The 25953-nt window shown below is 34.3% G+C and carries 17 protein-coding genes; 5 read left to right on the top strand and 12 right to left on the bottom strand.

Annotated features, from left to right (window positions below; genetic code table 11):
* Positions 1–181: 181 nt before the first annotated feature.
* The 10 genes from F0000_RS17570 to F0000_RS17525 all read right to left on the bottom strand — a co-directional run bounded on the left by F0000_RS17570 (position 182) and on the right by F0000_RS17525 (position 18076).
* A complete protein-coding gene (locus F0000_RS17570) occupies positions 182–2488 on the bottom strand; it encodes a GH92 family glycosyl hydrolase (RefSeq protein ID WP_149626038.1) in 2307 nt (768 codons plus the stop codon).
* Positions 2489–2554: 66 nt separating this feature from the next.
* Complete coding sequence (locus F0000_RS17565) at positions 2555–4903, bottom strand: GH92 family glycosyl hydrolase (RefSeq protein WP_223148917.1); 2349 nt, start codon at positions 4901–4903, stop codon at positions 2555–2557.
* Between the two features lies 1 nt (position 4904).
* Entirely contained in the window at positions 4905–5918 is a 1014-nt protein-coding gene (locus F0000_RS17560; protein ID WP_149626037.1) for an isoaspartyl peptidase/L-asparaginase family protein, read from the bottom strand.
* On the bottom strand, positions 5915–8179 hold the full coding sequence (locus F0000_RS17555; RefSeq protein WP_149626036.1) for a GH92 family glycosyl hydrolase: 2265 nt from the start codon (positions 8177–8179) through the stop codon (positions 5915–5917). Before F0000_RS17555 ends, F0000_RS17560 begins: the two co-directional genes overlap by 4 nt.
* A gap of 43 nt (positions 8180–8222) precedes the next feature.
* Positions 8223–9329: a family 10 glycosylhydrolase gene (locus F0000_RS17550; RefSeq protein WP_149626035.1), complete on the bottom strand. Its 1107-nt coding sequence runs from the start codon at positions 9327–9329 to the stop codon at positions 8223–8225.
* Positions 9330–9336: 7 nt separating this feature from the next.
* Positions 9337–10434, bottom strand: coding sequence for a carbohydrate-binding family 9-like protein (locus F0000_RS17545; RefSeq protein ID WP_255452787.1), 1098 nt, complete (start codon positions 10432–10434; stop codon positions 9337–9339).
* Position 10435: 1 nt separating this feature from the next.
* Complete coding sequence (locus tag F0000_RS17540; protein WP_149626034.1) at positions 10436–11404, bottom strand: glycoside hydrolase family 130 protein; 969 nt, start codon at positions 11402–11404, stop codon at positions 10436–10438.
* A 71-nt stretch (positions 11405–11475) separates the two neighbouring features.
* Complete coding sequence (locus F0000_RS17535) at positions 11476–13911, bottom strand: T9SS type A sorting domain-containing protein (protein ID WP_149626033.1); 2436 nt, start codon at positions 13909–13911, stop codon at positions 11476–11478.
* Between the two features lie 63 nt (positions 13912–13974).
* Positions 13975–15801 (bottom strand): sodium:solute symporter family protein, encoded by a 1827-nt coding sequence (locus F0000_RS17530; protein WP_149626032.1) that lies wholly within the window; start codon positions 15799–15801, stop codon positions 13975–13977.
* Positions 15802–15811: 10 nt separating this feature from the next.
* Positions 15812–18076: a GH92 family glycosyl hydrolase gene (locus F0000_RS17525; RefSeq protein WP_149626031.1), complete on the bottom strand. Its 2265-nt coding sequence runs from the start codon at positions 18074–18076 to the stop codon at positions 15812–15814.
* A gap of 199 nt (positions 18077–18275) precedes the next feature.
* On the opposite strand from F0000_RS17525, the gene F0000_RS17520 reads away from it, so the two are divergent.
* From F0000_RS17520 to F0000_RS17500, 5 genes are all read left to right on the top strand, one after another.
* Complete coding sequence (locus F0000_RS17520; protein ID WP_149626030.1) at positions 18276–19355, top strand: sensor histidine kinase; 1080 nt, start codon at positions 18276–18278, stop codon at positions 19353–19355.
* Positions 19355–20068 (top strand): LytTR family DNA-binding domain-containing protein, encoded by a 714-nt coding sequence (locus F0000_RS17515; protein WP_149626029.1) that lies wholly within the window; start codon positions 19355–19357, stop codon positions 20066–20068. The genes F0000_RS17520 and F0000_RS17515 overlap by 1 nt, the downstream gene beginning before the upstream one ends.
* A gap of 750 nt (positions 20069–20818) precedes the next feature.
* Complete coding sequence (locus F0000_RS17510; RefSeq protein WP_149626028.1) at positions 20819–21715, top strand: metallophosphoesterase family protein; 897 nt, start codon at positions 20819–20821, stop codon at positions 21713–21715.
* A gap of 13 nt (positions 21716–21728) precedes the next feature.
* Complete coding sequence (locus F0000_RS17505) at positions 21729–22901, top strand: AraC family transcriptional regulator (protein WP_149626027.1); 1173 nt, start codon at positions 21729–21731, stop codon at positions 22899–22901.
* A gap of 440 nt (positions 22902–23341) precedes the next feature.
* Entirely contained in the window at positions 23342–24484 is a 1143-nt protein-coding gene (locus tag F0000_RS17500) for an acyltransferase family protein (protein ID WP_223148916.1), read from the top strand.
* 33 nt (positions 24485–24517) lie between these two features.
* On the opposite strand, the gene F0000_RS17495 is transcribed toward F0000_RS17500, so the two are convergent.
* Complete coding sequence (locus F0000_RS17495) at positions 24518–24757, bottom strand: NifU family protein (RefSeq protein WP_149626026.1); 240 nt, start codon at positions 24755–24757, stop codon at positions 24518–24520.
* A gap of 3 nt (positions 24758–24760) precedes the next feature.
* The gene (locus F0000_RS17490; protein ID WP_149626025.1) at positions 24761–25900 is read right to left on the bottom strand and encodes an Mrp/NBP35 family ATP-binding protein; all 1140 of its coding nucleotides are present in this window, start codon (positions 25898–25900) and stop codon (positions 24761–24763) included.
* Between the last annotated feature and the right edge of the window lie 53 nt (positions 25901–25953).

The raw sequence follows: 25953 nt of genomic DNA, 5'->3' as shown, positions 1-25953 counted from the left end.
GATTTTTCGCTAGATTGATGAATCAAATTAAAGAATAGCCATAGCTATTGTTTCATTTTATGAAGAAAATATAGTAGAAAAAGAATGTCATTAGATGCGAAATTTTTATTCGTAAATCGTATTATAACCAGTCTGGCTGGCGTATTTATCATTAAGTACATATAGGGTAAAGCCGGATGAGTTATTTTAAATAAAAACTTATTTTTTTTGACTGTATTAATTGTTCATGAGTAATAAAAAAACTGTCATACACTTCATCATTGATTTTTACTGCATCAATAAATTTTGTAGTATTCGTCTGATCAGTCGTAATTACTAATTTGTCATTCTGATAATAATCAGGATCCAGATGAATTATTATTTTTTTGAACTTAGGTTTACTAAACGTATATACTGGCGCTCCCGGTGACAATGGATAGATCCCAATCATAGAAAATATTGCCCAGGCAGACATAGTACCTGTGTCATCATTGCCCGGCAATCCATCTGGTGAGTTTTTATAATATGTTGCTAATAAATCATCTACTGTTTTTTGGGTTTTCCATTCTTCTCCTTTGATATAATTAAATAGAAAAGGATATCCCATATCAGGCTCATTCGCCATGTCATATTGTTTAGTATCAAATACTTTCTGTAATTGATCTCTAAAAGGCTGATCGCCCCCCATAAGCTCTTTTAGGCCTTTGATGTCGTGTGGCACCATAAATGTATATTGCCAGGCATTCCCCTCTATAAAACCAGGGTTCTTTACAAAATTTGCACCTGTATTCGGGTTATATGGAGTTAACCAATTTCCATCTTCATTCTTAGGTCTTAGTAAGTTAAATTCTGTATCAAAGAGTTTTCGATATGATATTGATCTTTTTATAAAACGCTGATAATCTGACTCTTTTCCTAGTTCTTTTGCTAATTGCGCAATAGAAAAATCACTAATATTATATTCCTGTGTGGTAGATACAGCTCCACTAGGAGTTGTCTTTGTAGTGAGGTATCCTTTTTCTATATACTCTTTTATTCCAGGACGCAGTGGATTATTATCAAGTTGATCAGCACTTTTGATCATAGCTTCATAGGCTTTTCTAATATCAAAATCTCGTATCCCTTTGAGATAACTATCTGTTATAACTATTCCCGCAGGATCTCCAACCATGGTTGTGGTTTCTGTTGCATTTAACTCCCACTTAGGAAGCCATCCGGTTTCATCATAAATCTGCAACATACTTTTAATCATATCAGATTGCTGTTTTGGATAGACCAAGGTCATTAGCTGATGTAAATTCCTATAGGTATCCCATAGTGAGAAAACGGTGTACCGCGTATCACTTGTTTTTAGGGTTTCCCGTGTTTTCATTTTTGGGTATTCTCCATTTACATCATTTAGCACATTTGGATGTATCAAGGTGTGATATAAGGCTGTATAGAATTTTACTCTATCCTCCTCTTTACCACCTTCTACTTGTATTCTTGATAAATATTGATTCCAGTTTTCTTTAGTTTCCTTTTGTATTTGATCAAACGATTTATTGGCGGTTTCTTTTTCCAGATTCTCACGAGCATTTGCTATACTTACATAAGACACTCCTATTTTCATTTCTACTTGTGTGGGAGTCTTAAAATGGTATCTCATATATGCACCAATACTATCACCTATAACTTCTTTTGTATATTCTTTTTTGATTCTAAACTTCCCATTATAGTGTTTCATCCATTCAGCTTCTACACCTTTGTATTTTTTTGGCTTCTCCCAGATACCAAATTCATCTGCAGGTTTTGAGAATTTTGCAACAAAATATACTGGATACGTTTCTTCTGGTTTATAGTAACAAAAGGATCCTACGGTTCGAGTTCCTTCTATTTCTGTAGGAGAAATTACTTTTATAATTCCACCTTGTTCATTGGTCAGCCCTAATCCCAAATTAAGGAGAATATTAGCATCTCCTTCTGGAAAAGAATACGTACTTATCCCTACTCTGGTGCTAGCAGTTGTTTCTACCTTTATCTGGTACTTATCCAACATAGTTGAATAATACCCAACTTTTGATACTTCATCGGCATATGTTGACCCATATCGTGAATGATCCGTTTCTATTACTCCTGTTGTTGGCATTGCCAAAATAACTCCCAAATCCGGACACCCTACTCCACTTAGATTAATATGACTGAATCCTGTTAAGAATTTATTTTCATAAATATATGGTGTAGACAGCCAGCGACTGTCTTTTTCTAATGGTAAATTTTGCTTTCCTGCTACATTAAATGGGGATACACTTACCATGCCACGTACAGCTATAGAACCTGGATTTGTTGCTCCAAAATTGGAGGTTCCTATAAATGGATTTACATAGTACGTATAGTCTTTTATGTTACTGTCCCGTACTATTTTTTCTGGTACGTTCTCTTTTTTATTTTTAGTTTCAGAACATGAAAATACTATAAAGCATAGAATTAGTTGTAAACAACAGTTGCTTCTGAAAATAGTAAAAGGCATATTTTCTAATTTTATTAATTAAGACCTCATCGATTTAGAACCCTATGATGCGCCTCTTATATACGATTATTCTTTGCTCAATGAATACGGTACTGCGTCTTCTGTAGCTGCCCAATTTTTATTAGGGATATTACTCAGGTTAAAATGTAATTCTCCTCCATTCTGAATCGTTTTAAAATTTAGATATGTCTTATCATAAGCAGCTCCGTTCAATATCGCGGATTGTATATACACATTTTCTTTGGTATTATCCGGAGCATTGATCGTAAACTTATTTCCGTTCTCTAATGTAATGATTGCTTTCTTAAACAATGGACTTCCAATCACATATTGATCAACTCCAGGTGTTACCGGATAAAATCCTAAAGCACTGAACACATACCAGGCAGATGTTTGTCCGTTATCTTCGTCTCCACAATATCCATCTGGTGTGGCAGTATATAGTTTATCCATTACTTCTCTGACCTTCTCCTGAGTTTTGTGTGCTGCATTCGCATAATTATATAAGTAAATCATATGCTGGATAGGCTGATTACCGTGTGCATAATTACCCATATTAACGATTTGCATTTCTCGAATCTCGTGGATGGTAAATCCATAGTACGAAGCATCAAAATCTGGTGGCATTGTAAATACGCGATCCAGTTGCTTTTCGAACTGTGATGTCCCTCCCATAAGTTGAATCAAGCCTTCAATATCATGAAAAACAGACCAAGTATAATGCAGACTATTCCCTTCTGTAAAGGCATCTCCCCATTTTAAAGGATTAAAAGGAGTCTGGAAACTTCCATCTTTGTTTTTTCCGCGCATTAATTGCGTGGATGGATCATATAGGTTTTTATAATTTAGGGATCGCTTGTAGAACTTTTTTGCAATATCATTTTTCCCTAGCTTTTCTGCCATCTTTGCAATCGTAAAATCAGCATATGCATACTCGAGTGTTCTCGCAGCGTTTTCGTTAATCTTCACATCATAAGGCACATATCCCAATTTATTATAATAGTCGAGACCTTCTCTACCTACAGAACGTATTTCATTACCATTAGACAACGGTCTTCCTGATGTTGTGGTTGTGTTTTTAATAATCGCTTCGAATAACGTTTCTGTATCTATGTCTGGAACGCCTTTTAAAAATGCATCTACAATAATAGGTGCAGAGTTTGATCCTATCATACAATCGCGATGTCCGGGACTTGCCCATTCAGGAAGCCACCCGGATTCTTTATAGGTATTTGCCAATCCCTGCATTATATGTCCGTTCAATTCTGGATACATCATATTAAAAAAAGGAAATACGGCTCTGAATGTATCCCAAAAACCATTGTCTGTAAACATATACCCTAGCAATACTTCCCCATTATATGGACTATAATGTATTACTTCATTTTTTTTATTGAATTCGTAAAACTTTCTGGGGAAAAGTAATACTCTATAAAGACAAGAATAAAACGTTTTTATTTGCTCTGTGTTATCGCTTTCTATCTGGATTTTATTCAGTTCTTTTTCCCAAGTATTCTTGGCTTTTGTCAGGGTTTCATCAAATGTATCTTCTCCTATTTCCCGATTGAGGTTTACCTGTGCTTGCTCCGGACTGATAAAAGAAGAGGCTACTTTTACGTGTACAGCTTCTCCTTTTTTTGTGTTAAACCCAATAATTGCACCTACATGCTCTCCTTTATTTTCTTTTGAATTCTCTAGAAATTTCCAGTCATTTCCCCAAGTGTGACTTACGTTGAAATCTTTATCAAATTCTGCTACAAAATAGTTATGAAAATTATCTGGTACTCCTCCGCTATTATTTCTACAGTACCCAATTATTTTTCGTTCTTCCGGAATAATTTTTACCATAGAACCTTTAAAAAAAGCATCTAGTAGGATAAACGATTCTTCTTTCTCAGGAAAAGTAAACCTAAAATGAGCAGCGCGTTCTGTAGGAGCCACCTCGGCTGTCACATCATAATCCGCAAGGTATACGCTATAATAATGTGGTTTTACAGTTTCTGCCTTATGAGAAAACCAGGAAGCTCTCTCTTCTTCTTTATATTTGAGCTTTCCGGTAACAGCCATTAGCGAAAAAGCAGCATAATCATTGATCCAGGGGCTCGGTTGGTGCGTTTGCTTAATACCTCTTATTGTATTTTCATCATACTTATAGGTCCATCCATCTCCCATTTTAGAGGTCATTGGTGTCCAGAAATTCATCCCCCATGGAGTAGCAATTGCCGGATAAGTATTTCCGTTTGATAAATCAAATGCAGAATCAGTACCCATCAAAGGGTTGACATAATCGGTTAAACTTATTTCTGTCTCTTTTTTAGACTCGTTTACTGTTTTAATTATTTCTGGTTCTTGATTACAGGAGCACATCAAAAAAAGGTAACCAAAAAATATTGTAATACATCGAGCGTTAGTCATCTTATTTTATTTTGAAATCAGCATCTATCAGTTTATTATTTACTTCTTTACTTTTTATAGCAAAATTAAAACCAGGACGCAGGCAATACGAACCATACTCTCCATTTTTATTTAATGCTATAAATCCAACTTGCAGATATGCTAAATCCGAATGGTTTTTATGTACTTTATAGATCCGTTCTACTACCTCTTTACAAGCTTGATATGGTGATTTGCCTTGTCGCATTAATTCTACAACCATTGCACTGCCAGCTGTTCTGATCACCGCTTCACCTAATCCTGTTGCAGCTGCTGCTCCTATCTCATTATCCAAAAACAACCCCGATCCGATTATAGGAGAATCTCCAACCCTACCATGCATTTTCCAGGCTGCTCCACTGGTTGTGCAAGCACCTGATAGATTCCCGTCTTCATCCAATGCCAACATACTAATTGTATCATGATTTTCTATATTGATAACTGGCTTATAGTCTGTTTTTTGTAACCATTCTTCATAGGCTTTTTTAGATGCCGGTGTAAGTAATTCTTCTTTCTTAAATCCCTGTTCTAATGCAAATTGCAAGGCTCCTTCTCCGGTAAGCATGATATGTGGAGTTTCTTCCATCACTTTTCTGGCTACAGAGATGGGATGTTTAATATGCTGTAAAAAAGACACGGATCCACAATTACTCTGATGATCCATAATACAGGCATCAAGGGTGACATTACCTTCTCTATCAGGAAAGCCACCTAGTCCTACAGTCTGGATTTCGGGATTTGCTTCTGCCGTTCTAACACCTTTTTCTACTGCATCAAGTGCTTTTCCTCCTGCATCTAATATCTTCCAGGCCTCCTCATTAGCAGGAATCCCGTGATTCCAGGTAGAAATAACAATGGGTTTTATAACTACTGCTACGCCTTTCTTTTTTATAATCGCCACGGTCTCTTCTTTCGTGTTCTTTTTGGTTGTACAACCAAAAAAGGTCAATGCCAAAAATACGGTCAGAAATTGATATTGAATTGTATTTTTATTCATTTGTATATGCTGTTTATTTTAGGTAATGTTCCTTCCGAAAAAATAGTGTCATTGGGTAAGTCACTCATATCAAATTCTAGAGTTCCTCCTTTTATAATTTCCTGATGGGTAATAAATGGTCTTTTTACTTCTTTATCATTAAGCATGACTTTTTGTATATATATGTTTTTATCAGAAAGGTTATTTGCTTTGATACTAAGCGTAGTCGTATCGGATATCTGTAGTTCTGATTTCTCAAATAATGGAGACGTCAACATGTACACTCCTTGTGCAGGATTTACTGGATAAAACCCCAGGGCACTAAAAATATACCAGGATGACATTTGCCCACAATCCTCATTGCCACAATGACCATTAGGTTCATTTTTATATTGTTCTTCGAGAATACGTCTGGTAAGTTCTTGTGTTTTTGAGGGTTTTTGTACATAGTTATATAAGTAAGCAATGTGGTGACTCGGCTCATTACCATGTACATATTGTCCTATCATACCTGTACTAAATATAGGTAGCTTATCTCCAGAAGTAGACCTATAAGAAAACATGGAGTCTAATTTTTCTGAAAACCGTTCTTCACCTCCGGTTTTTTTAATCAATCCATCAATATCCTGAGGAACAAACCAATAATACTGCCAAGCATTACTTTCGCAGAAATAGGGTGTATATTCCTTTGGGACAAAAGGTTCTACAAAATTCCCTTCAATATCTTTTGGCTGCAGCCATGATCTTTTATCATTATAGAGGTTCTTCCAGTTTTCAGAGCGTTTTAGAAAATAGGTATACACTTCTTCTTTCCCCAGGTCTTTTGCAAACATGGCAATACACCAATCGTCATAAGCATACTCCATCGTCTTTGATACGGACCAGTTTTCATGATCTTCTCCTGTTGGGACGTATCCTAGTTTCTTATAAATATCTATTTGTCTATCATCGACCATCGCACTTTTTATACAAGCATTAAAAGCCAATTCTGTATCAAACTCAAAACCTTTAAAATATGCATCTACAATTACCGGGACGGCGTGATACCCTATCATCATATTGGTTTCATTACCCTGCATAGACCATACCGGTAGTATTCCTGTTTCTATATAATGTGCTAATAGTGATTGTATCATATCGGATACGCGTTCTTTTTGAATAATAGTATGGAGTGGATGTGCTGCTCTAAAAGTATCCCATAAAGAAAAAGTATCGTACCGATTAAACCCTCTGGCTTTTGTAATCGTGTCGTTGGCTCCCTTATAATCTCCGTTAGCGTCACTTAATAGTGTAGGTGCTAACATGGATTGATACATCATGGTGTAAAAGATATGCTTCTTATTTTTATCAGCTGTGACAATCTTTATTTTTTGTAATTCTTTTTCCCATACTTGTTGCGCTTTCTTCTGATACTTATCAAAATTAAAATCTGAAGTTTCTTTCAGCAAGGATTGCTTAGCTCCCTCAAAACCAGCAGTAGAAATCCCTGTCTTTATCACTATTTGTTCTCCTTCTTCTGTATCATACTGGAGTATTATTTTAGTATCCGCTCCTTGTACAGGTAACGTAGTGATTGTATCGTTCTTAAATACTGAATATTTTTGATATGGTTTTGAAAACTGCATTACAAAATATATACGCTGATCCTTTGCCCATCCTGTCGACATCCGGTATCCCTGTATGGTAGAATCATTCACTTTTTCTATATAAGTGTCTGTAGCCTTATCCCAATTTATGGCATAACCCAGATCTACATGAATCGCTGTAGCAGAATCTTTAGGAAATGTATATCTATGTATTCCTACTCTATTTGTTGTGGTTAATTCTGCTTTGATATTATAATCTAATAAATCTACCGTATAGTATCCCGGAGAAGCATTTTCTCTATCATGAGTATATGTCGAAAAGGGTTTGTAGTTATTATTTTTTATTTTTTTTGAAAATTTACTGTTTGTAGGCATTACCAAAATATCGTATAAATCTCCCGCTCCGGTACCGGTAAGATGTGTATGAGAAAATCCACTAATAATAGAGTCTTTATAATAATACCCTGCTATCCTATCCCATCCAGGTATTCCTATATCCGGGCTTAATTGCACCATCCCAAAAGGGAGTGTAGCTCCGGGATAAGTATTCCCCGGACCATCTGTCCCAATAAATGGATTTACATAGGTAGTCATCGATATTTCTTCTATTAAATCATTATTTTGTTTTGATTCTTTTTTACAAGACCAAAGAAGAAACAGTAAAATAATATGTAAATAACTTATTTTATAGTTCATGTATCCATCTAATCTTTAATTCATCTCTCAGAGTATAGTACTATCATTTCTTAGAAGTTTTTATCGCTTCAAATTGTTCTTCTGTAATTGCATTTCCATCATAAAATGAGATTCCTGCCGCTCCATTATCCTTTGCTAATTGTATTGCTTTGGTAACATCTCCTGTACTCATCGGCGGCAAATAAATACCTGTATGCAATTTGGTTTGTTTTCCTATAAGATCTTTTACTCCTTGTCTGGTAGCAAAACCAATCCAATCAACTTCTTCATTATAAAAATTGTGATATATCATAGGCAACACCTCATCTAAATTCCATTTATCCCAGCGCTGTCTTACCATATGATCTGCCATTTCCGGATACGGAAATACAGCAGCCGTCAATTTTTTATTGTATCTATGTACTATCTCATAGGCTTCATCTACTACTTTTTTTATCTGTGTAAGCCTAAATTGTTTCCATTCTATATCGACAGCAGTATTCACACTCTCTTTAGGGTTTTTATGATGTATTTTCTGAAATGTGCGTATACAGACATCACAGTAACAAAAATCAAACTCTGGTAATTCTGTATCTTGCTTCAGGTTATATTTTGGTAATAATCCTATAGGTAAAAATATATCTGAATATCGTATATAATCCAGATGTACACTTGTTATTCCTTCAACCTTTGCCAAATTTTCGACTAATCTCAAAATATGATCTCGGGATTCTTTTCTTGTTGGACATAACCATTGGTAATAATCTATATAAGGTCGCGTGTCAAAACATGAATTTCCTTCTTTGCTTACAGCATACCACTCTGGATGTTGTAAGGCAATAGCATCATCTGGTCTATTCATAGTAAACATCCAGGCATGGACTTCTAACCCTTCTTTTGTCGCCAAAGGGGTTAGTTTTTTTAGAACTTCAGGATTCGCCAGTGTGTTAATCAATACTGCATCTATCCCATTTACTCTATATTTTTTAAACTCAGCCTTATATTCTTCTTTTGATCTTGTAGTATCTGCTGTTATCCAGGTCCAGTATTTAAATGGTGCTGCAGGTATTTCGGTTATAACTTCACTTGCCTTCTTTACCTCCTTTTCTTTTGATGTACAACTCACAACAAAACAGCTAATGCACAGTACTATACTTTTAATCATTCTCATACTTAATTCAATCTGTTTTTTGAATAATTTTACCATCTTCTTTTATAACAAACAACCGTTTTGTGTAAGGGCTAATCGCACTAATATTAAAACCAGTTTGATGATTTTCTATCGTTCGTATCAGTTTATTGTTTTCTACATAACCATCTGCGTTTGATAATTCTGAAAAACTCGTAGCCCACTGATTATTTTTTTTATAATATTCTTTTTGCTGTCGATACAATTGATACAGAATATCTTTTACTTTTTCATCTTCTGGTATTTTGAATTCATCTTTTTCTCCTGCTTTTTTTGAAGAGAAGTATACATATCCCCAGTCTTCTGGTCGGTGCATATTAATTACTCCTATTGGAGACCACACCCAATTGTATTCAGGTTTGATGTTTCCTTTATCATCCTTTTTTCGGTAATATCTATTATTCTCAAGTTTAAAATCCCAGTGTACTCTTGAAAAATTTACTCTCCAGAATGTATCCTTAGGAATATTTTGATCAAAATAAGATGTTCTGAAAACTTTAAAAGGAATTGCTATTTCGATAGACCAGCCCTTATCCGCATCCTTCGGGTTATTTAATGTGCCGTGTACTTTTACCGAAGATTGAAACCCATTTGCATCCCAATCATTAAGTACCGGAGTTCCTTCTCTGTACGGTTTTGTAAGAAATAAATCCCAAAGTGTATTTAAAGCGTTGATCTCAAACTCATAATAATTCTGTGTATCATTATCAGGATCTATAAAAATTTCAAAATCATTATTTTGATAAATAATTGTATCTCTCTGTTTTAGATTCCCCCATACGTGTGGTTCTTCGAGTTCTGCAAAAAAATAAACATAGGTATCATTCCACAATATTTTTACAGAGGTTTCATACTTAGGTATTTTTTTTCCTTCTATATCTATAAATGGAGTTGTTGGTCTTACTTTTTTCCAAGCCTCTTCTGATGGCACTCCATCAATTGTAATAGGTTCTGTAGTATAATATGCTATATATGATTCTGGTATAGTTTGAGCATCGCAAACTAGTCCTATAAAAAGGACACACAAGGCACAAAACATTTTTATTTGTTTACCTGATCTGGAATACTCAAAACTAATACTGGTCATCTTATATCGTATTTTCTTTAGTAAACTTAATAATTTCGCTTATTCTCCCAAATGCTAAGGCAACTACTGTATCTGCTGCTCCATAATAAATTGCTGTTTTATCTTGTGCTATATCCTGTAGAGTCGCACAAGGAAATATTACATTAGGAACATCTCCTACCTGCTCATAAAAAACCGAAGGAGATAAAAGATATGGTTTTGTTCTATATTTTACGATCTCAGGACACTGCGTATCCAAAATTGCTGCTCCCATAGCATATCTAAATCCATTGCAGGTATTAATCACTCCGTGATAAAACATCAACCAGCCTTCTTCTGTAAGAAAAGGTACTGATCCTGCACCTATTTTTGTACATTGCCAGGCACTCTCTTCAAAAGGAGTTACCTGCATTACATTTCTATGTGCTCCCCAATATTTCATATCTGGGCTATAGCTTATAAAAATATCTCCAAAAGGAGTATGTCCATTATCACTGGGTCTACTTAACATTGCATAGTTACCCTGGATCTTTTCTGGAAATAAAACTCCATTCCTATTGAAAGGCAAAAATGCATTTTCGCATTGAAAAAATTCAATAAAATCAAATGTATACGCTATACCTATTGTTGGTCCAAAATATCCATTACACCAGGTAATCCAATATCGATCTTCAATAAAAGTTACGCGAGGATCATACTTATACTCAGAAGTAATCATCTCCGTATTTCCTTCTTGCATGATAATAGGTTCATGATTTATTTTCCAATCAATTCCATCTGCACTAAAACCTACAAAAATATTCATCTGTACCGCTTTATTATCACACCTGAAAACACCAGCAAACCCATCATTAAAGGGAACAACAGCACTATTAAAAATACTATTAGCTGTTGGTATTGCATCTCTTTGTATTATTGGGTTCTTAGTATACCTCCAGATCACATCATTAGATTCTTTAGGTTTATCCTGCCACGGAATTTTGCTTTTCACACTTTTATTTTTTTAGTTATGCAATGCTACTATTCAACACGTAGGTTATTAAACAGTAGCATACTTATAGCTTATTCTTTAATTAATTTATATAAAATAGTGTCTGTGCTGCTTTCTATTTTTATAATAAATACACCTTTATTCAATTCTTCCAGTGTATTAAAATTTATAATATTATTCTTTGAATCAATATTTTTCTCTATTAGTAACTGTCCCGAAATAGCATAAATTCCTGCTTTACTAAATTGATGGTTTTCTGGCAGTCTCAATATCACTTGCGCAGTAAAAGGATTTGGATACACTTTCAGAGTACTTTTATCTAACTTCTTTATTGATTCATCATCGAATTCATTAACAATCTCATTATAATAAGGTTCTGGGGTAATTGCTGTTCTTGAAGTTTCATATATTCTTATGTTTTTGAAAAAACTATTATTACCATTGCCGCCATCATTATCGTTAACAAGAACCAGATTCATAGCATTTCCTGTATATGAATTTCCAACGGGTATGGTATAGGTTTTATAATTTCCAATATTATTATAATTATCATACGCCCGGATACCCCAGTTTTGGGTACCGTGCAGTTTAAAAATTCTATTACTACTTATCGAATTGTCTTCGTCAAATCCAATTCCATGAATTTCTCCTTCATTAGTACTTCTGAACTCAAACTCTATCACGGTATTTGCGGTTATTGTATACGCATTTATTGAACGCTTCCAGGTATTATTTATCAAATGAGCGGTGCCCCCATTATCTTGAATAGCATGAGTCCCATCTATATCCTGATTCGAATATGAATCCAGTGTAATTGTATTAAAACCTATGCAATCTGTGCAACCTGATGGATGATTAGAGCTTCCTGCCGGACCAAAAAGTTCGATCTCACATAACTGTGTCATATTTATATTACCTCTATTCTTAGTCATATTGATGCGGTAGAATGTAAAGAAATTCGTGTTTATAAAACTCAATTCTTTACGTTCAAAACGATTCGCCCAGTTTTGTCCTGACCAACTGTTTATTATTGTCCAATTAACACCATCATTAGACCCTTGAATTGCAAAATCCTGTGGGTCTCTATCAGGTACATCATTCGCACTGGTAATGGCAATTTTGTTTACGATAACTGCCGCAGGTAACTCAATCTGAATCCAACTGGGATTAGAGATACTGGGAACTCCTCCATTATCTAACCACTTACTCCAATTGATATTTTGTATACCACTTGCATATAAATTATCAAAAGCTCTATTTGCGCTTTCTACAGCATTGATTTGTGCCCGGGCTGTAATAGTTCCAGTACCCACAGGGTCTGTATGATCTACAGAAGTTGATGCATCCGTAGTGAAACTCCAAACTAAGCCTGTAGTCGTTCCTAAAGAATTAAGCTCATCTATCCTCCAATAATAAGTAGTAGCTGTATCTAAGGTTTCTGGAATAAAAGTAGTATTAGACTGATTTCCTTTAAAATCTGCTGATCCTAATGAAGAACTTGTTCCGAAATATACATTATGAGAACTGGCTCCTGCTCCTGCTGACCAGTTGAGTGCAGTGTTTATATTTATATTTGATGTTCCATTAGAAGGATTAGGTATGCTAGCAACTCCCGGAACACTCCCTGGAGAAAGGGCGTTATTAATCGCCCCAGCATATGCTGCTACAGATGGGCTATTATCAAAATCATCATAAATCCACATAAAACCTCCTGTGATCCCACAGTTATTCTGCCAGGAATTCATCCTGCTTTCTACACTGGATACACTAGATTGTCCTGACCCTCCCCATAAACCAGGAAAAACCGGTATCCCAAAATCCCAGGTAGATGAACAAGGATTATTTCTACTACCTCCTGCATAACATTGCAAATAATTTCTATCTATATTTCCCGGATATGCAGCATTCACCTCATTGACCAAAGTGCGCCAAAAACTGCTATTGCGATACGGTACTATTGCATTTTTAAACCCTAGCCCTGCCAGCATTTTTGTAAATGCTACGGCTGATGGTGCGTGGTATGTAGTTTCATCGTCATTATTAAAAGCATCAATACCAGGAATAGCAGCTTTGAGCGCATCAAAATTTTTATATAATGTAGTCCCGGGTCCAAATCCTTCTGAGTTATAAAAATTCTGAACTGCAGCAAAAGTTCCTGATCCTGCCGCAGCAAGCCCAAATTCAATCCTATTGATAGAAGTAGGAGCTGTTTTTAGCAAGGCTATATCCGAAGGGAAATTTGGATATGATTGATCGCCTACATACACTCCATTTTGAACTAGAGGAAATTCTCCATTAAACCCTAAATCTCCATTAGATTCTATATGAATAGTCCATACGATAACAGTAGTAAATCCTGAGTTTCGCAATTCATTAATAGAAGAGTTCCTATTATTATAAATCGGTCCTCCCGCATATATTGCTGATTCCTGACTTAATAAAGGGCTACTAACAACTAGTAATAAAAATAGTAATAATTGTCGATACATACGTTTGTGTGTTTTCATAAATAAAGTATTTGGTTAATTGATTTTTAAAAATCTTTTTTACTAAATTCCATATCTTGATTTTTACCTTACTCCTTTTTTTATCTTATTATACCATGTTTGTTTTAAAACTATGGATGTTACTATCATTACAATAACTACGATGCTTAACTGCATATATTCTTTAATTAGCAAGTATACAGGAATCAACACAAAAGTCATTTGCCAAATAATACCTATTATACAATTAAAAGTATCTTTCCAAAAATCTTTATTTTTTAGCATTTCAGGATCTTCTTTTTTTAACTCATCATATATTGGTTTCCAAAAACCCCAAGGCCTTGTTGTTTTATAGAAATTTTTCAAGACTTCCATATCATCTGGTTTCCTTAAATATACTCCTAAAAAGCATCCTGTAAAGGAAATGAGCAATATTATTGGGAATAGATAGATCACTGATGTTTCCGGGAAAAAACCAGGAACAATACTGGCTGCAATTAAACCTGCCAACATCCCGCCAAAATACCCATAAGAATTAAACCGCCACCAAATCCATTTCAGCACATTTGCTGCAGCATATCCGCCATACAATGCCGACGTTAACCACACCGTAAGGGTATTTATTGACGACGCAAAAAAGCCAAATAATAATCCTATCCCTACAATAAGTACAGAGGACAGATAACTGAATCGCATATAGGTCCTATTACTCGCTTCTGGTTTTATATACTTTTTATAAATATCATTTACCAGATAAGCGGGTGTTGCATTTATAAAGGCGGCAAAGGTTCCCATAAATGCAGCTAATAATCCTGCAAGCAACAACCCTTTTAGACCTACAGGCACAAAACGCTGAATTGCTAATGGTAATATGGTTTCAAAATCTATTCCGGTTTCTGCTTGTAGTTCCGGACCGAGATACACCAACCCTAAAACTGCAAATCCTGTAATCATTAAATAACGAGGTATAGATAATACAACAATGGTCAAAGCACTCATTTTTGATGCAGCTACTTCGTTTTTTGTAGACAATACCCGTTGCATATCATAACTGGGAACAGGACCTGCCAAACTAGCAAAAATACCTTTGAAAATCATCATCATAAACAAAAAACCAAAGAGTGAAAATCCATCTTCTTCTATTTTTGTATTCACACTATCTATATAACCTGTCCAATCTAAATCCATTTCCATACCAAAGAATAAGTTTTCCCAATTTTGAGGAACAGCCTTGGTTATTTGCGCTGCTGTTACTGAAGTATATGCTATATATCCGATTACAAAGCAAGAAATTGTCATGATTACAAACTGTATTACTTCTGTACCTACTACGCTATACATACCTCCTTTTAATGTATATATGGTGGTAATGATGATAATGATGAGTGCATATGCTTGCTGAGAAGAAATCGTTACAGACCCTATACCAAAAGATAAATCCCAGGGGAAAAAGATAATTGCAAATTTTCCAATTCCTTCAAAAAAATAGGCAATAAACCCCAATGTACTTATAATGGCAAACACCGTTACGATAATATGAGACAAACGTGCTCCCAGATCTGTCCCAAATCTATAGGTAATCCATTGCGCTCCGGTCATTACCTTGGATCTCCGTAACCATGCGGCTAAAAAAACCATCATAAAAACCTGATTCCATACAGGCCATAACCAGGGTAGCCAAGCGCTTTTGACCCCATATACAAACATCGCAGTCACTGCCCACATCGTACCCGATATATCAAACATCCCAGAAGCATTAGACAAACCAAGGTAATACCAGGGAATTTCGTTACTTCCCAGAAAATAAGATTTCATATCTTTTGATGCTCGTCTGGCAACATAAAATCCAAAAAAAAGAATACTAATAAGATAACATAGAATGATTATAATATCAATGGTCGCTAAGTTCATTAAGTATTTGTTATTGTGCTACACCCCAACTCTTATTAGGAGCTGCTCCCATTATAAAATGTAATGTCCCTCCTTTTAATAATTCCTGATGTGTAATATAGGTTCGATTCAATTCTTTTTTATTTAATGTTGCAGACTGGATATATATGTTTTTATCTGAAACATTTTCTGCTTCTATATTAAAAAGGACATTATTGGGTAACTGAATCGTTGCCTTTTCAAAAAGGGGGCTTCCTATCTGGTATTCTCCAGATGCTGGATTCATAGGATAAATCCCCAACGAACTAAAGATATACCAGGCAGACATCTGCCCACAATCTTCATTCCCGCTTAATCCATTAGGAGAAGTATTATATTGTGTTTTTACTATTTTATTTACCCAATACTGGGTTTTCCAGGGAGCCTTTGCTTTATTGAACATATATGCTATATGGTGGCTCGGTTCATTCCCATGGGCATATTGCCCTATTAACCCTGATATATCCGCAGAGATATTATCTCCTGTAATTTCAGAATCTTCAGTAAATAACTGTTCTAGTTTTGTTACGAATGTAGTTTCACCTCCATATAATTTGATGAGTCCTTCTACATTGTGTGGTACAAACCAACTATGTTGCCAGGCATTTCCTTCTGTATAATCCGCATGCACCCTATGAGCAGAAAACTTAGGATCAAAAGGCATATGCCAGCTCTTTCCATCCTTAGCTTTACCTCTCATAAAACCAGTTTCAGGATCAAAAAGATGCTTATATGCTTCTGAGCGTTTTATAAAATACGTATAGTCTTCTTCTTTCCCTAATGCCATGGCTACTTGGGCAATACACCAATCGTTATATGCATACTCTAAGGTAATAGTCACGGATTCGTCTAACAGATTATACGGTATATATCCATATTCTTTATACAACTTCAACCCTCGATCATCTTGCATCATTGTTTGTTTCATAGCTTCATATGCTACTTCTATATCAAAACCTTTGATCCCTTTTAGATACGCTTCTGCAATGACAGAAACCGAGTGATACCCTGTCATCGTATTCGTTTCATTTGCATATAGAGTCCAAACCGGCAACACCTTTGTCTCCTGGTAATATGCTATCATAGAATGGATAATATCTGAAACTTTATCTGGTGCCAAAAATATGAGCAAGGGATGTTCAGATCTAAAGGTATCCCACAGTGACAGTGTAGAATATGCGGTATACCCTTTGGCAATGACAATACTATCATTTTCTTTTCTAAACGCTCCATTAACATCACTATAGGTGACAGGAGCTATCTGTGTATGGTACAAAGCCGTATAAAAAATGGTTTTTAGCGTATCCCTTTTTGTTTCAACCTTTATGGAAGAAAGTGATTTTTCCCAGGATTTAGTCGCATTTTCTTTTACTTTATCAAATTCAAAATTATTTTTATAATCTGAAATATTTTCTTTTGCATTTTCGATACTCACAGAAGAAACGCCCACGTTGACCTCTAATTGATCTTTTGTTCCTTTATTAAAAAAAAATTGCGAAGCTGTATGTATACCTTCTGCGCTTTTTTCATTTTTTATGATCTTGGAATCTTTATAAAGATCATATCCACGTATAGATTTTGAAAACTGGGCTACAAAAAATACTTTTTGATTTTTGGCCCATCCAGTACTGTATCTATAGCCTGAAACAGTAAACTTATCTTCTACCATTATTTTTGACTGTACTGTTTTATCCCAGTTGGTTGTATATCCCAGATCCAAAATCAAAGATTGCATATCTCCTTTTTCATAGACATATCGATGAAAAGCAGTTCTGATATCCGCAGTCACTTCTACTTGAATCCCATGATCTTCTAATAATACACTATAATAGCCTGGCGTTGCATTTTCATTGATATGCGTATATTTAGAGCTATAAGGGATATCATCCCTAGATATCATCGGAACAGATAAATCTACTTTTTTATTGATGGGCATTAGTCTGATATCAGTGAGATCCCCAATCCCAGTACCACTGAGATGCAGGTGACTAAAACCAACGGTTATAGAATCAGAATAATGATATCCCGAACACCAATCCCAATCTGAAATACCGTTATCAGGACTTACCTGTACCATTCCAAACGGTACTGTTGCTCCGGGGTATGTATGACCGTGACCTCCTGTACCTATAAAAGGGTCTACAAATTTTGTTACATTATTTTTCTTTACTTTTAGATGATTATCGTTTACTTTATTACAAGAAAAAATGATAAACACCAAAACACCTAGAAATATGCTATTGTAAAATACCTTCATAGTAATTTTTATATTATTGTTGAACCAAATCCAGTGGTTTACACTTTTTCTTATTGGTTATATATGATCTTTTATGGTCAAAAAAAAAGTTAAAATCACTGCAACAACAATATCATAAATATTTACAAATATTATATGTAAAAGAATAATTTTAGACCAATGACAAGGCAACTCGGTTAAACACCAAAAAAAATAAAGTATGCTACACGCAATTAGAAATACAATACATATTACTAAAGATACTAATTACACCATCACCCTAAAGCATCATATTATTTTCTGGCTGGTCTATTTCTTATTTACGACATTTAGGTGGGGTAGTTATTTTAATGATTACGTGTACGCTTTTAAAACTACTGCCCTTGGATTTGTAATTCATATGATTCTAAGCTATTTTAATATCTATTACTTAATGCCAAAGTTTATTTACAAGCGTAAATACATCATATATATCATCCTGGTAATGGTTGCTCTTTTTATGATGCTTCTGGCAAAATTCTACCTTACCTATTTTATGGTGAGTCATAATGTATGGCCAGAAGGTCCGGAGGTAACCAATGAATTAACTCTCAATTACTCTATAGAAATGATGTTGGGAGAGTTGTATGTTATGACTTTTGTAGCAGCTATTAAGGTAACTCTGGACTGGCTAAAAGAACACAAAAAATTAATCGAAGTAGAAAAATTACAACTAGAAACAGAATTGCGATTTTTACGAACCCAAATATCTCCACATTTCTTTTTTAATACACTTAATAATATTTATTCGCTCTCAGTAGCAAAATCTGATAAAACTCCAAAAACAATACTAAAGTTATCCGAGCTCATGAGATACCTTCTCCATGAGACCCACCACAAAAGGCAGCATCTTTCCAAAGAGATTATCTGTCTCCAAAATTATCTTGATCTGGAACGTATACGATATGGGGATTTATTAAAAATCAATATTACCATCTCTGGAGAGATAGAAGATAAAAAAATTGCTCCTATGCTATTGCTTTCGTTTATAGAAAACTCTTTTAAACACGGAGCTAACAAGAATATTGGTGTCGTAGAAATACAAATTGATTTTACTATTATCGATGAATTTCTTTACTTTAAAATTTCTAATCCATTACCTGCCATTACAAATACTCAGCAAATTGCCCCTATTTCTGGAGGTATTGGGATAGGAAATGTCAAAAAGAGATTAAAACTAGGATATCAACCAGACGAATACAAGCTAGATATTAATACAACAAATGGTCTGTATATTGTTAACTTAAAAATTAAGGTATAATGAATTTAAAATGTGTAATAATTGATGATGAGCCATTAGCTGTAAATGTAATTGAGAGTTTTATTTCTCAGACCAAGGGCTTGGTTCTTTTAAATTCATTTAATAATGGTGTAGAAAGCATTGATTATATTGTAAACAATGATCAGATAGATTTACTTTTTCTAGATATCAATATGCCATTGCTGGATGGTCTGAACCTTCTAAAAAGTCTTACCAAAAAACCACTTACTATAATCACTACAGCGCATGAAGAATTTGCTGTAAAAAGTTACGAGTTAGAAGTACTGGATTATTTGGTAAAACCAATATCCTTTCATCGGTTTATCATGGCTGTCAATAAGGCTTTTAGAATAAAAGGAGAGGAACAAAAAGTAAATCAAAACTCAGCTGGTGAAAGATCCTATCTTTTTGTAAAAATTAATAAAAAGAAAATTAAAAAATTGTATCTGGATGAAATTCTATCTATAGAAAGTCTTCGAGATTATATCAGGATAAATACGCTGTCAGACAAATATGTTATCCATCAGACATTAAGTGGTTTTACCGAAGAGTTACCAGCAGATAGGTTTATACGCATCCATAGATCCTTTACGATATCCATCGATAAGGTAGAAACAATAGAAGGGAATAGTATTGAGATTGCTGCGATGCGTTATCCTATCGGAAGAAGCTATATAGACGAGGTAAAAAGCAGGATATTTAATCCCCAGTGATCGATCATAAATAATGTAATACGATTTGTGATTAAAAAATTCGTATAAATTCATTGAATTATTTTTTCTTTATGCAAGGCAAAAAAATCAAGCATAGCTATAGCTACGGTTTATTTTTTAAACGAAGTAGAAAGGAAAAAGAAACGATGAATATGCGAAATTTTTAGTTGTAAATCGTATAATACCAATTCTATTCTCAAATGAAATTACCTATTAAAATTTTTTATTTTTATTTCGAAGTGTAAAACAAAAAAAGCATTACACATTTGAGAGCGGGCAAAAAACAGGTTTTATTACGTGGGAGATTAAACAATCTTCTAAAGAAAACGATTTTACACAAAAAATCTATATTCTAAAATATGCTGATAAGGATTATAAAGAAAAAACCAGATAGATAGCACAGATCATTACGAAACTGTATTATGCTAAAACCAAAAAAACAGGCAAAGATACGATACGAGGGTATTTTAATGAGATTAAATCCCTTACAAAACGCTTACCCAATCTATATGAGCGATTAAGTGATGAAGAGCTTGAGGCTTTAAAAATTAAAGATTCGCTTATTACGGATATCAGAACTATTTATTTTGATATCCCCATAGAAGTAACAGAGTAATCAAATTACAATAAAAATTACTTTTTTTAATTTTCAGATATTTTCACAAGATTGTCTTCACTATTTAATTTAGTATATCACATCTACATACAAACGGATAGTATTGTATATTTACAAAAAAGCTTGCGTATACTATGTCTTCACAATCACGTCTGGATCGTGCCTACAAAAATGCTAAAGTCATTCCCTTTGACGATACCTCTAAGTTTATATTATTTAGTGATTGCCACAGAGGGGATAATAGTTTTGCTGATGATTTTGCTAATAATCGCAACATATATTATCACGCAATAAAATATTATTACGATCAGGGATTTACCTATTGCGAAATTGGGGATGGAGATGAACTTTGGGAAAATCTTCATTTTGAAACTATCTTGAAAGCACATAAAAATGTATATCAATTACTTCAGAAATTTTATATAGAAAACAGACTAGAGATGATCTGGGGTAATCATGATATGGTGTATCGAGATCCTGCATATGTAAAAAAACATTTAAGCACTTATTTTGATCCAAAAACAGATACAGATGTTCCTCTTTTTCCTGATATACGGTATGAGGAAGCTATCATTCTCAGACATAGAGAGAATCATCAGGATATTTTCCTGCTCCATGGACATCAGGCAGATTTTATGAATTATGTGGGATGGCGGATTAATCGGTTTTTAGTGAGAGTTCTATGGAAACCATTACAAGTGGTTGGTATTGCAGACCCAACAAGTCCGGCAAAGAACTATAAAGAGACCATTAAGGTGGAACGCAGAATCAAAAAATGGATTGCCACTCATAACAATCAACTGACTATTATAGGTCATACCCATCGCCCACGATTTCCGGAGCCTGGCGAACTAGCTTTATTTAATGACGGGAGTTGTGTGCACCCAAGATCCATTACAGGTATAGAAATTGAAAATGGAAGCATTACTTTGATCAAATGGCAAATTGCCACTACTGGAGATGGTACCTTAAGAATTATCAGAGTTCCTCTGGAAGGTCCACAAAAATTAACTGAGTTTAGTACAGAATAACGATATCAACGCTATGCAAAGTATACAACAGGTAATTGATCAGATTCCTATACGCCATAATTTGGTGTCTTATGGTATATCTTTAGGCATTTTTCTGGGAGTATTATTAAGTCTTGTTATTCTGATAAGAGCATCCAAAAAAAGTAATGCTTTTAAAGTGTATGGCTGGTCGTTACTGATCCAATCCATTATTGCTATGGATATTTTCTTATGTTATACCGGTCTTATAAAATACATCCCGCATCTAAATGATAGCACCGAACCTTTAGTATTACTACTAGCCCCGTCAATATATCTATTCGTTCAATCCTTATTAGAACAAACAGCCATTACTATTAAAAAGCATTGGATTCATATAGTAATCCCAATAGCTTACTTCATATCGCAATTAAAATTCTATTTTCAACCTAAATCTGTTAAAATCAATGCCTATTTGGGAGCATATCATCCCAAAATAAGCAGCATTCAACTTCCTGATGACTTTGATTATAGCTATCATTGGATTAAAGATGAATTGCGGTGGTTAATTTTAGGCAGTTTTATTTTTTATATCATTCTGTCTATTCGTCTTATTGCAAAACATCAGGCAAAAAAGAAGGTTGTCAATGCAGAAAATATAAGGCTCAACAAGTTTAATTTTTCTAAAAATACGGCTCTTGGATTTCTCGCTTTTTTTATACTTGTATTTATTGTATTTGTAAATTTTGACAATGATGGTGGAGATCATTACATTTTTATATTTCATACCATACTAGTTTGTATCACCAGTTTTGTTCTTCTATCAGAATCCAGGTTTTTTGAAAATTCCTGGCTAGCCGATAAATATGAGACTTCAAAAATTAAAGACAATCCTATTTTTATTGAAGAGATAGAAACCTATGTAGAAACCAAACAATACTATCTACAAGAATCGGCATCACTAAAAGATTTGGCAAAAGCACTGAATACACATCCTAATTATATTTCTCAGACTATTAATGCTAGTACACATCAAAATTTTAATGATTTTATCAATCAATATAGAATTGAAATTTCGAAAAAAAGGCTTTTGGATAAGGAATATAAACACTTGACTATAGAGGCTATTGCCCACTCTGTAGGCTTTAAATCAAAAGCTACTTTCTATAACGCATTTAAAAAACACGTAGCAGTATCACCTGGCGCATTTATAAAACTCCATAAATAAGACACTTCGTATTTTAAAGCGTCTAGAATTATAATTCTAGACATTTCTACAGTCTTTTTATACACTAATTCTTGCTAAAATATTCCAATTTTGATGAAAAATAACGCCAGTGCTCAGATGATATTACTGTCACCTGAATTGAATTATTTTTGATTCAGATTAGAAAGAAAATTTACGTATAGCAGCGCTATCGATATATTTTATTTTGAAGCATAGGAACAAAAAAAAATTCAGTAGGTAATATCATCTGAGAATTGATATAATACGATTTGTGATTAAAAAATTCGTATAAATTCATTGAATTATTTTTTCTTTATGCAAGGCAAAAAAATCAAGCATAGCTATAGCTACGGTTTATTTTTTAAACGAAGTAGAAAGGAAAAAGAAACGATGAATATGCGAAATTTTTAGTTATAAATCGTATAAATTCTAAAAAAATCATGCAGAAAAAAATTCGTCGTTATGACCTGGATTGGTTACGTGTCATTGTATTTGGGCTACTCATCTTGTACCACGTAGGAATGTTTTTTGTTTCCTGGGGATGGCATCTCAAAAACAATATTATCTATACTTGGCTCCAATGGCCGATGCTTTTTCTCAATCAATGGCGTTTGCCTATTCTCTTTGTCATATCTGGTATGAGTACATACTATGCGTTTTCTTATCGAAACCTTTGGCAATTCAATCTGGAACGTATTAAAAGATTATTACTTCCTTTACTATTTGGAATGTTATTTATTGTACCTCCTCAGGTATATTTTGAACGATTAGCTTACAATAATTTTATAGGATCTTATTTTACTTATTTTAAAAGTGAAGCTTTTGCAGGCATCTATCCAGAAGGAAATTTTGGGTGGCACCATCTCTGGTTTCTACCTTATTTATTCATATTTTCAATGGTGCTTTCTCCAGTATTAATACGATTAAGAAAGAAATCTTCTAAATGTATACATTGGATACGCTTACAGATACAAAAGCCTCAAAAATTATATTTTTTTATACTACCACTATATCTTATTGAGGCTTTGATTGAACCTTTTTTCCCGGTGACTCACGCACTCATCGATGATTGGTTCAATTTTATAAATTGTCTCACTTTCTTTTTATTCGGTTTTGTACTTATTGCTACTGGTAGGGAGTTCTGGATTAGTCTTAGTTTAATAAAAACCAAAGCTTTATATGTAGGAATTATTTCCTTTTCAATTCAACTTTTTATATGGATACTACAAAAAGATAATGTACTTATTCATTTCTCTGAAGCCTTCATTAAGGTAACCAATCTATGGTCCTGGATTCTGGTTATTTTAGGGTATAGTTCAAAATATCTGAATACAAAAAGTAAAATACTCATTTATTGTAATAGGGCAGTATACCCTTTTTATATTCTGCACCAAACGATAACTATAGCCATAGGATATTATATCATGAATCTAAATTGGGGATTTCTTCCTAAATTTGTTTTGATGGTTCTAGGTACTTTTGGAGGAAGTTGGATACTCTATCACTGGATTATTTTAAAAATTCCAGTTTTACACCCTTTCTTTGGATTAAAAAACCCATATGCTCAAAAAAAATCTTCCTGAGCATATGGGTTTTTTGAAAATATCAGAACTATTTTATTCGATATTAAGTACTTCTTCTATCTGAGGTGCATATTTTTTAATGGTCATTTCTACTCCAGATTTTAGCGTCATTTGATTTACACTACAACCAACACAAGCTCCTTCGAGCTGAACTTTGACTCTTTTATCATCCTCAATTCCTATTAATGAAATATTCCCTCCATCACTTTCTAAAAAAGGGCGTATTTCATCTAGGGCTTTTTCTACATTAACTCTTAATTCTTCAGAAGTCATTTTTTATTTTTTTATAGCAGAACAACCTGCCATTGTTGTTATTTTTATTGCTTCAGTAGGAGGTAGATTTTCATTTCTACTCACTACTTCCTGCACTACATTTCTTGTTAATTCTTCAAATGCTTTTTCTATAGGAGTAGCTGTCTGTAATGCAGCTGGACGACCCACATCTCCTGCTTCCCGGATACTTTGCACCAATGGTATTTCTCCCAGAAACGGAACATCAATATCTTCTGCCAGATATTTAGCACCTTCTTTACCAAAGATATAATATTTATTATTAGGAAGCTCTTCTGGAGTAAAATAAGCCATATTTTCTATAATCCCTAACACAGGTACATTAATACTATCCTGCTGGAACATGGCAACTCCTTTTCTAGCGTCTGCCAATGCTACATTTTGTGGAGTACTAACAACCACTGCGCCTGTAATAGGTAATGATTGCATAATAGACAAGTGGATATCTCCTGTTCCCGGAGGTAGATCAATTAGCATAAAATCTAATTCGCCCCAAGCGGCATCAAATATCATTTGGTTTAATGCTTTTGCTGCCATGGGTCCTCTCCATACTACCGCTTGATTCGGTTGTGTGAAAAATCCAATGGATAATATTTTTACTCCATAATTCTCTATAGGTTTCATTTTAGACTTGTCCCCTACTTTTACCGAGAGTGGTCTTTCTCTCTCTACATCAAACATAATCGGAACAGAAGGACCATAGATATCTGCATCCAACAGTCCTACTTTAAAACCCATTTTGGCCAGAGTTACCGCCAGATTAGAAGTCACCGTAGATTTACCAACACCTCCTTTACCTGAGGCAACAGCAATAATATTTTTTATCCCAGGAATTACTTTGCCTTTAATCACATTTTTTTGCGGTTGAGCAGCTGGTGTTTCTACTTTAATATTCACCTTTACTTTTGCCTTTTCATATACTTTATCTTGAATAGCTTTCATTACATCAACTTCTGCTCTCTTTTTGATATGTAATGCGGGTGTAGACAACTCTAAATCAACAATTACCTCATCTCCAAAAGTAATTACATTTTTCACAGCTCCACTTTCTATCATATTTTTTCCTTCTCCCGCAACTGTAATAGTCTCAAGTGCCTTTAATATATCCGTTTTCTCTAACTTCATGTTTGTTTTGCTTTTCCTGATAGTAAGTCGTAAAGACCTATATATAATTGCAA

The organism is Aquimarina sp. RZ0 (assembly GCF_008370685.1).
Taxonomy (GTDB): domain Bacteria; phylum Bacteroidota; class Bacteroidia; order Flavobacteriales; family Flavobacteriaceae; genus Aquimarina.
Note: the sequence above shows the minus strand (reverse complement) of the source record. Positions and strands in the feature narration are given on the sequence as shown.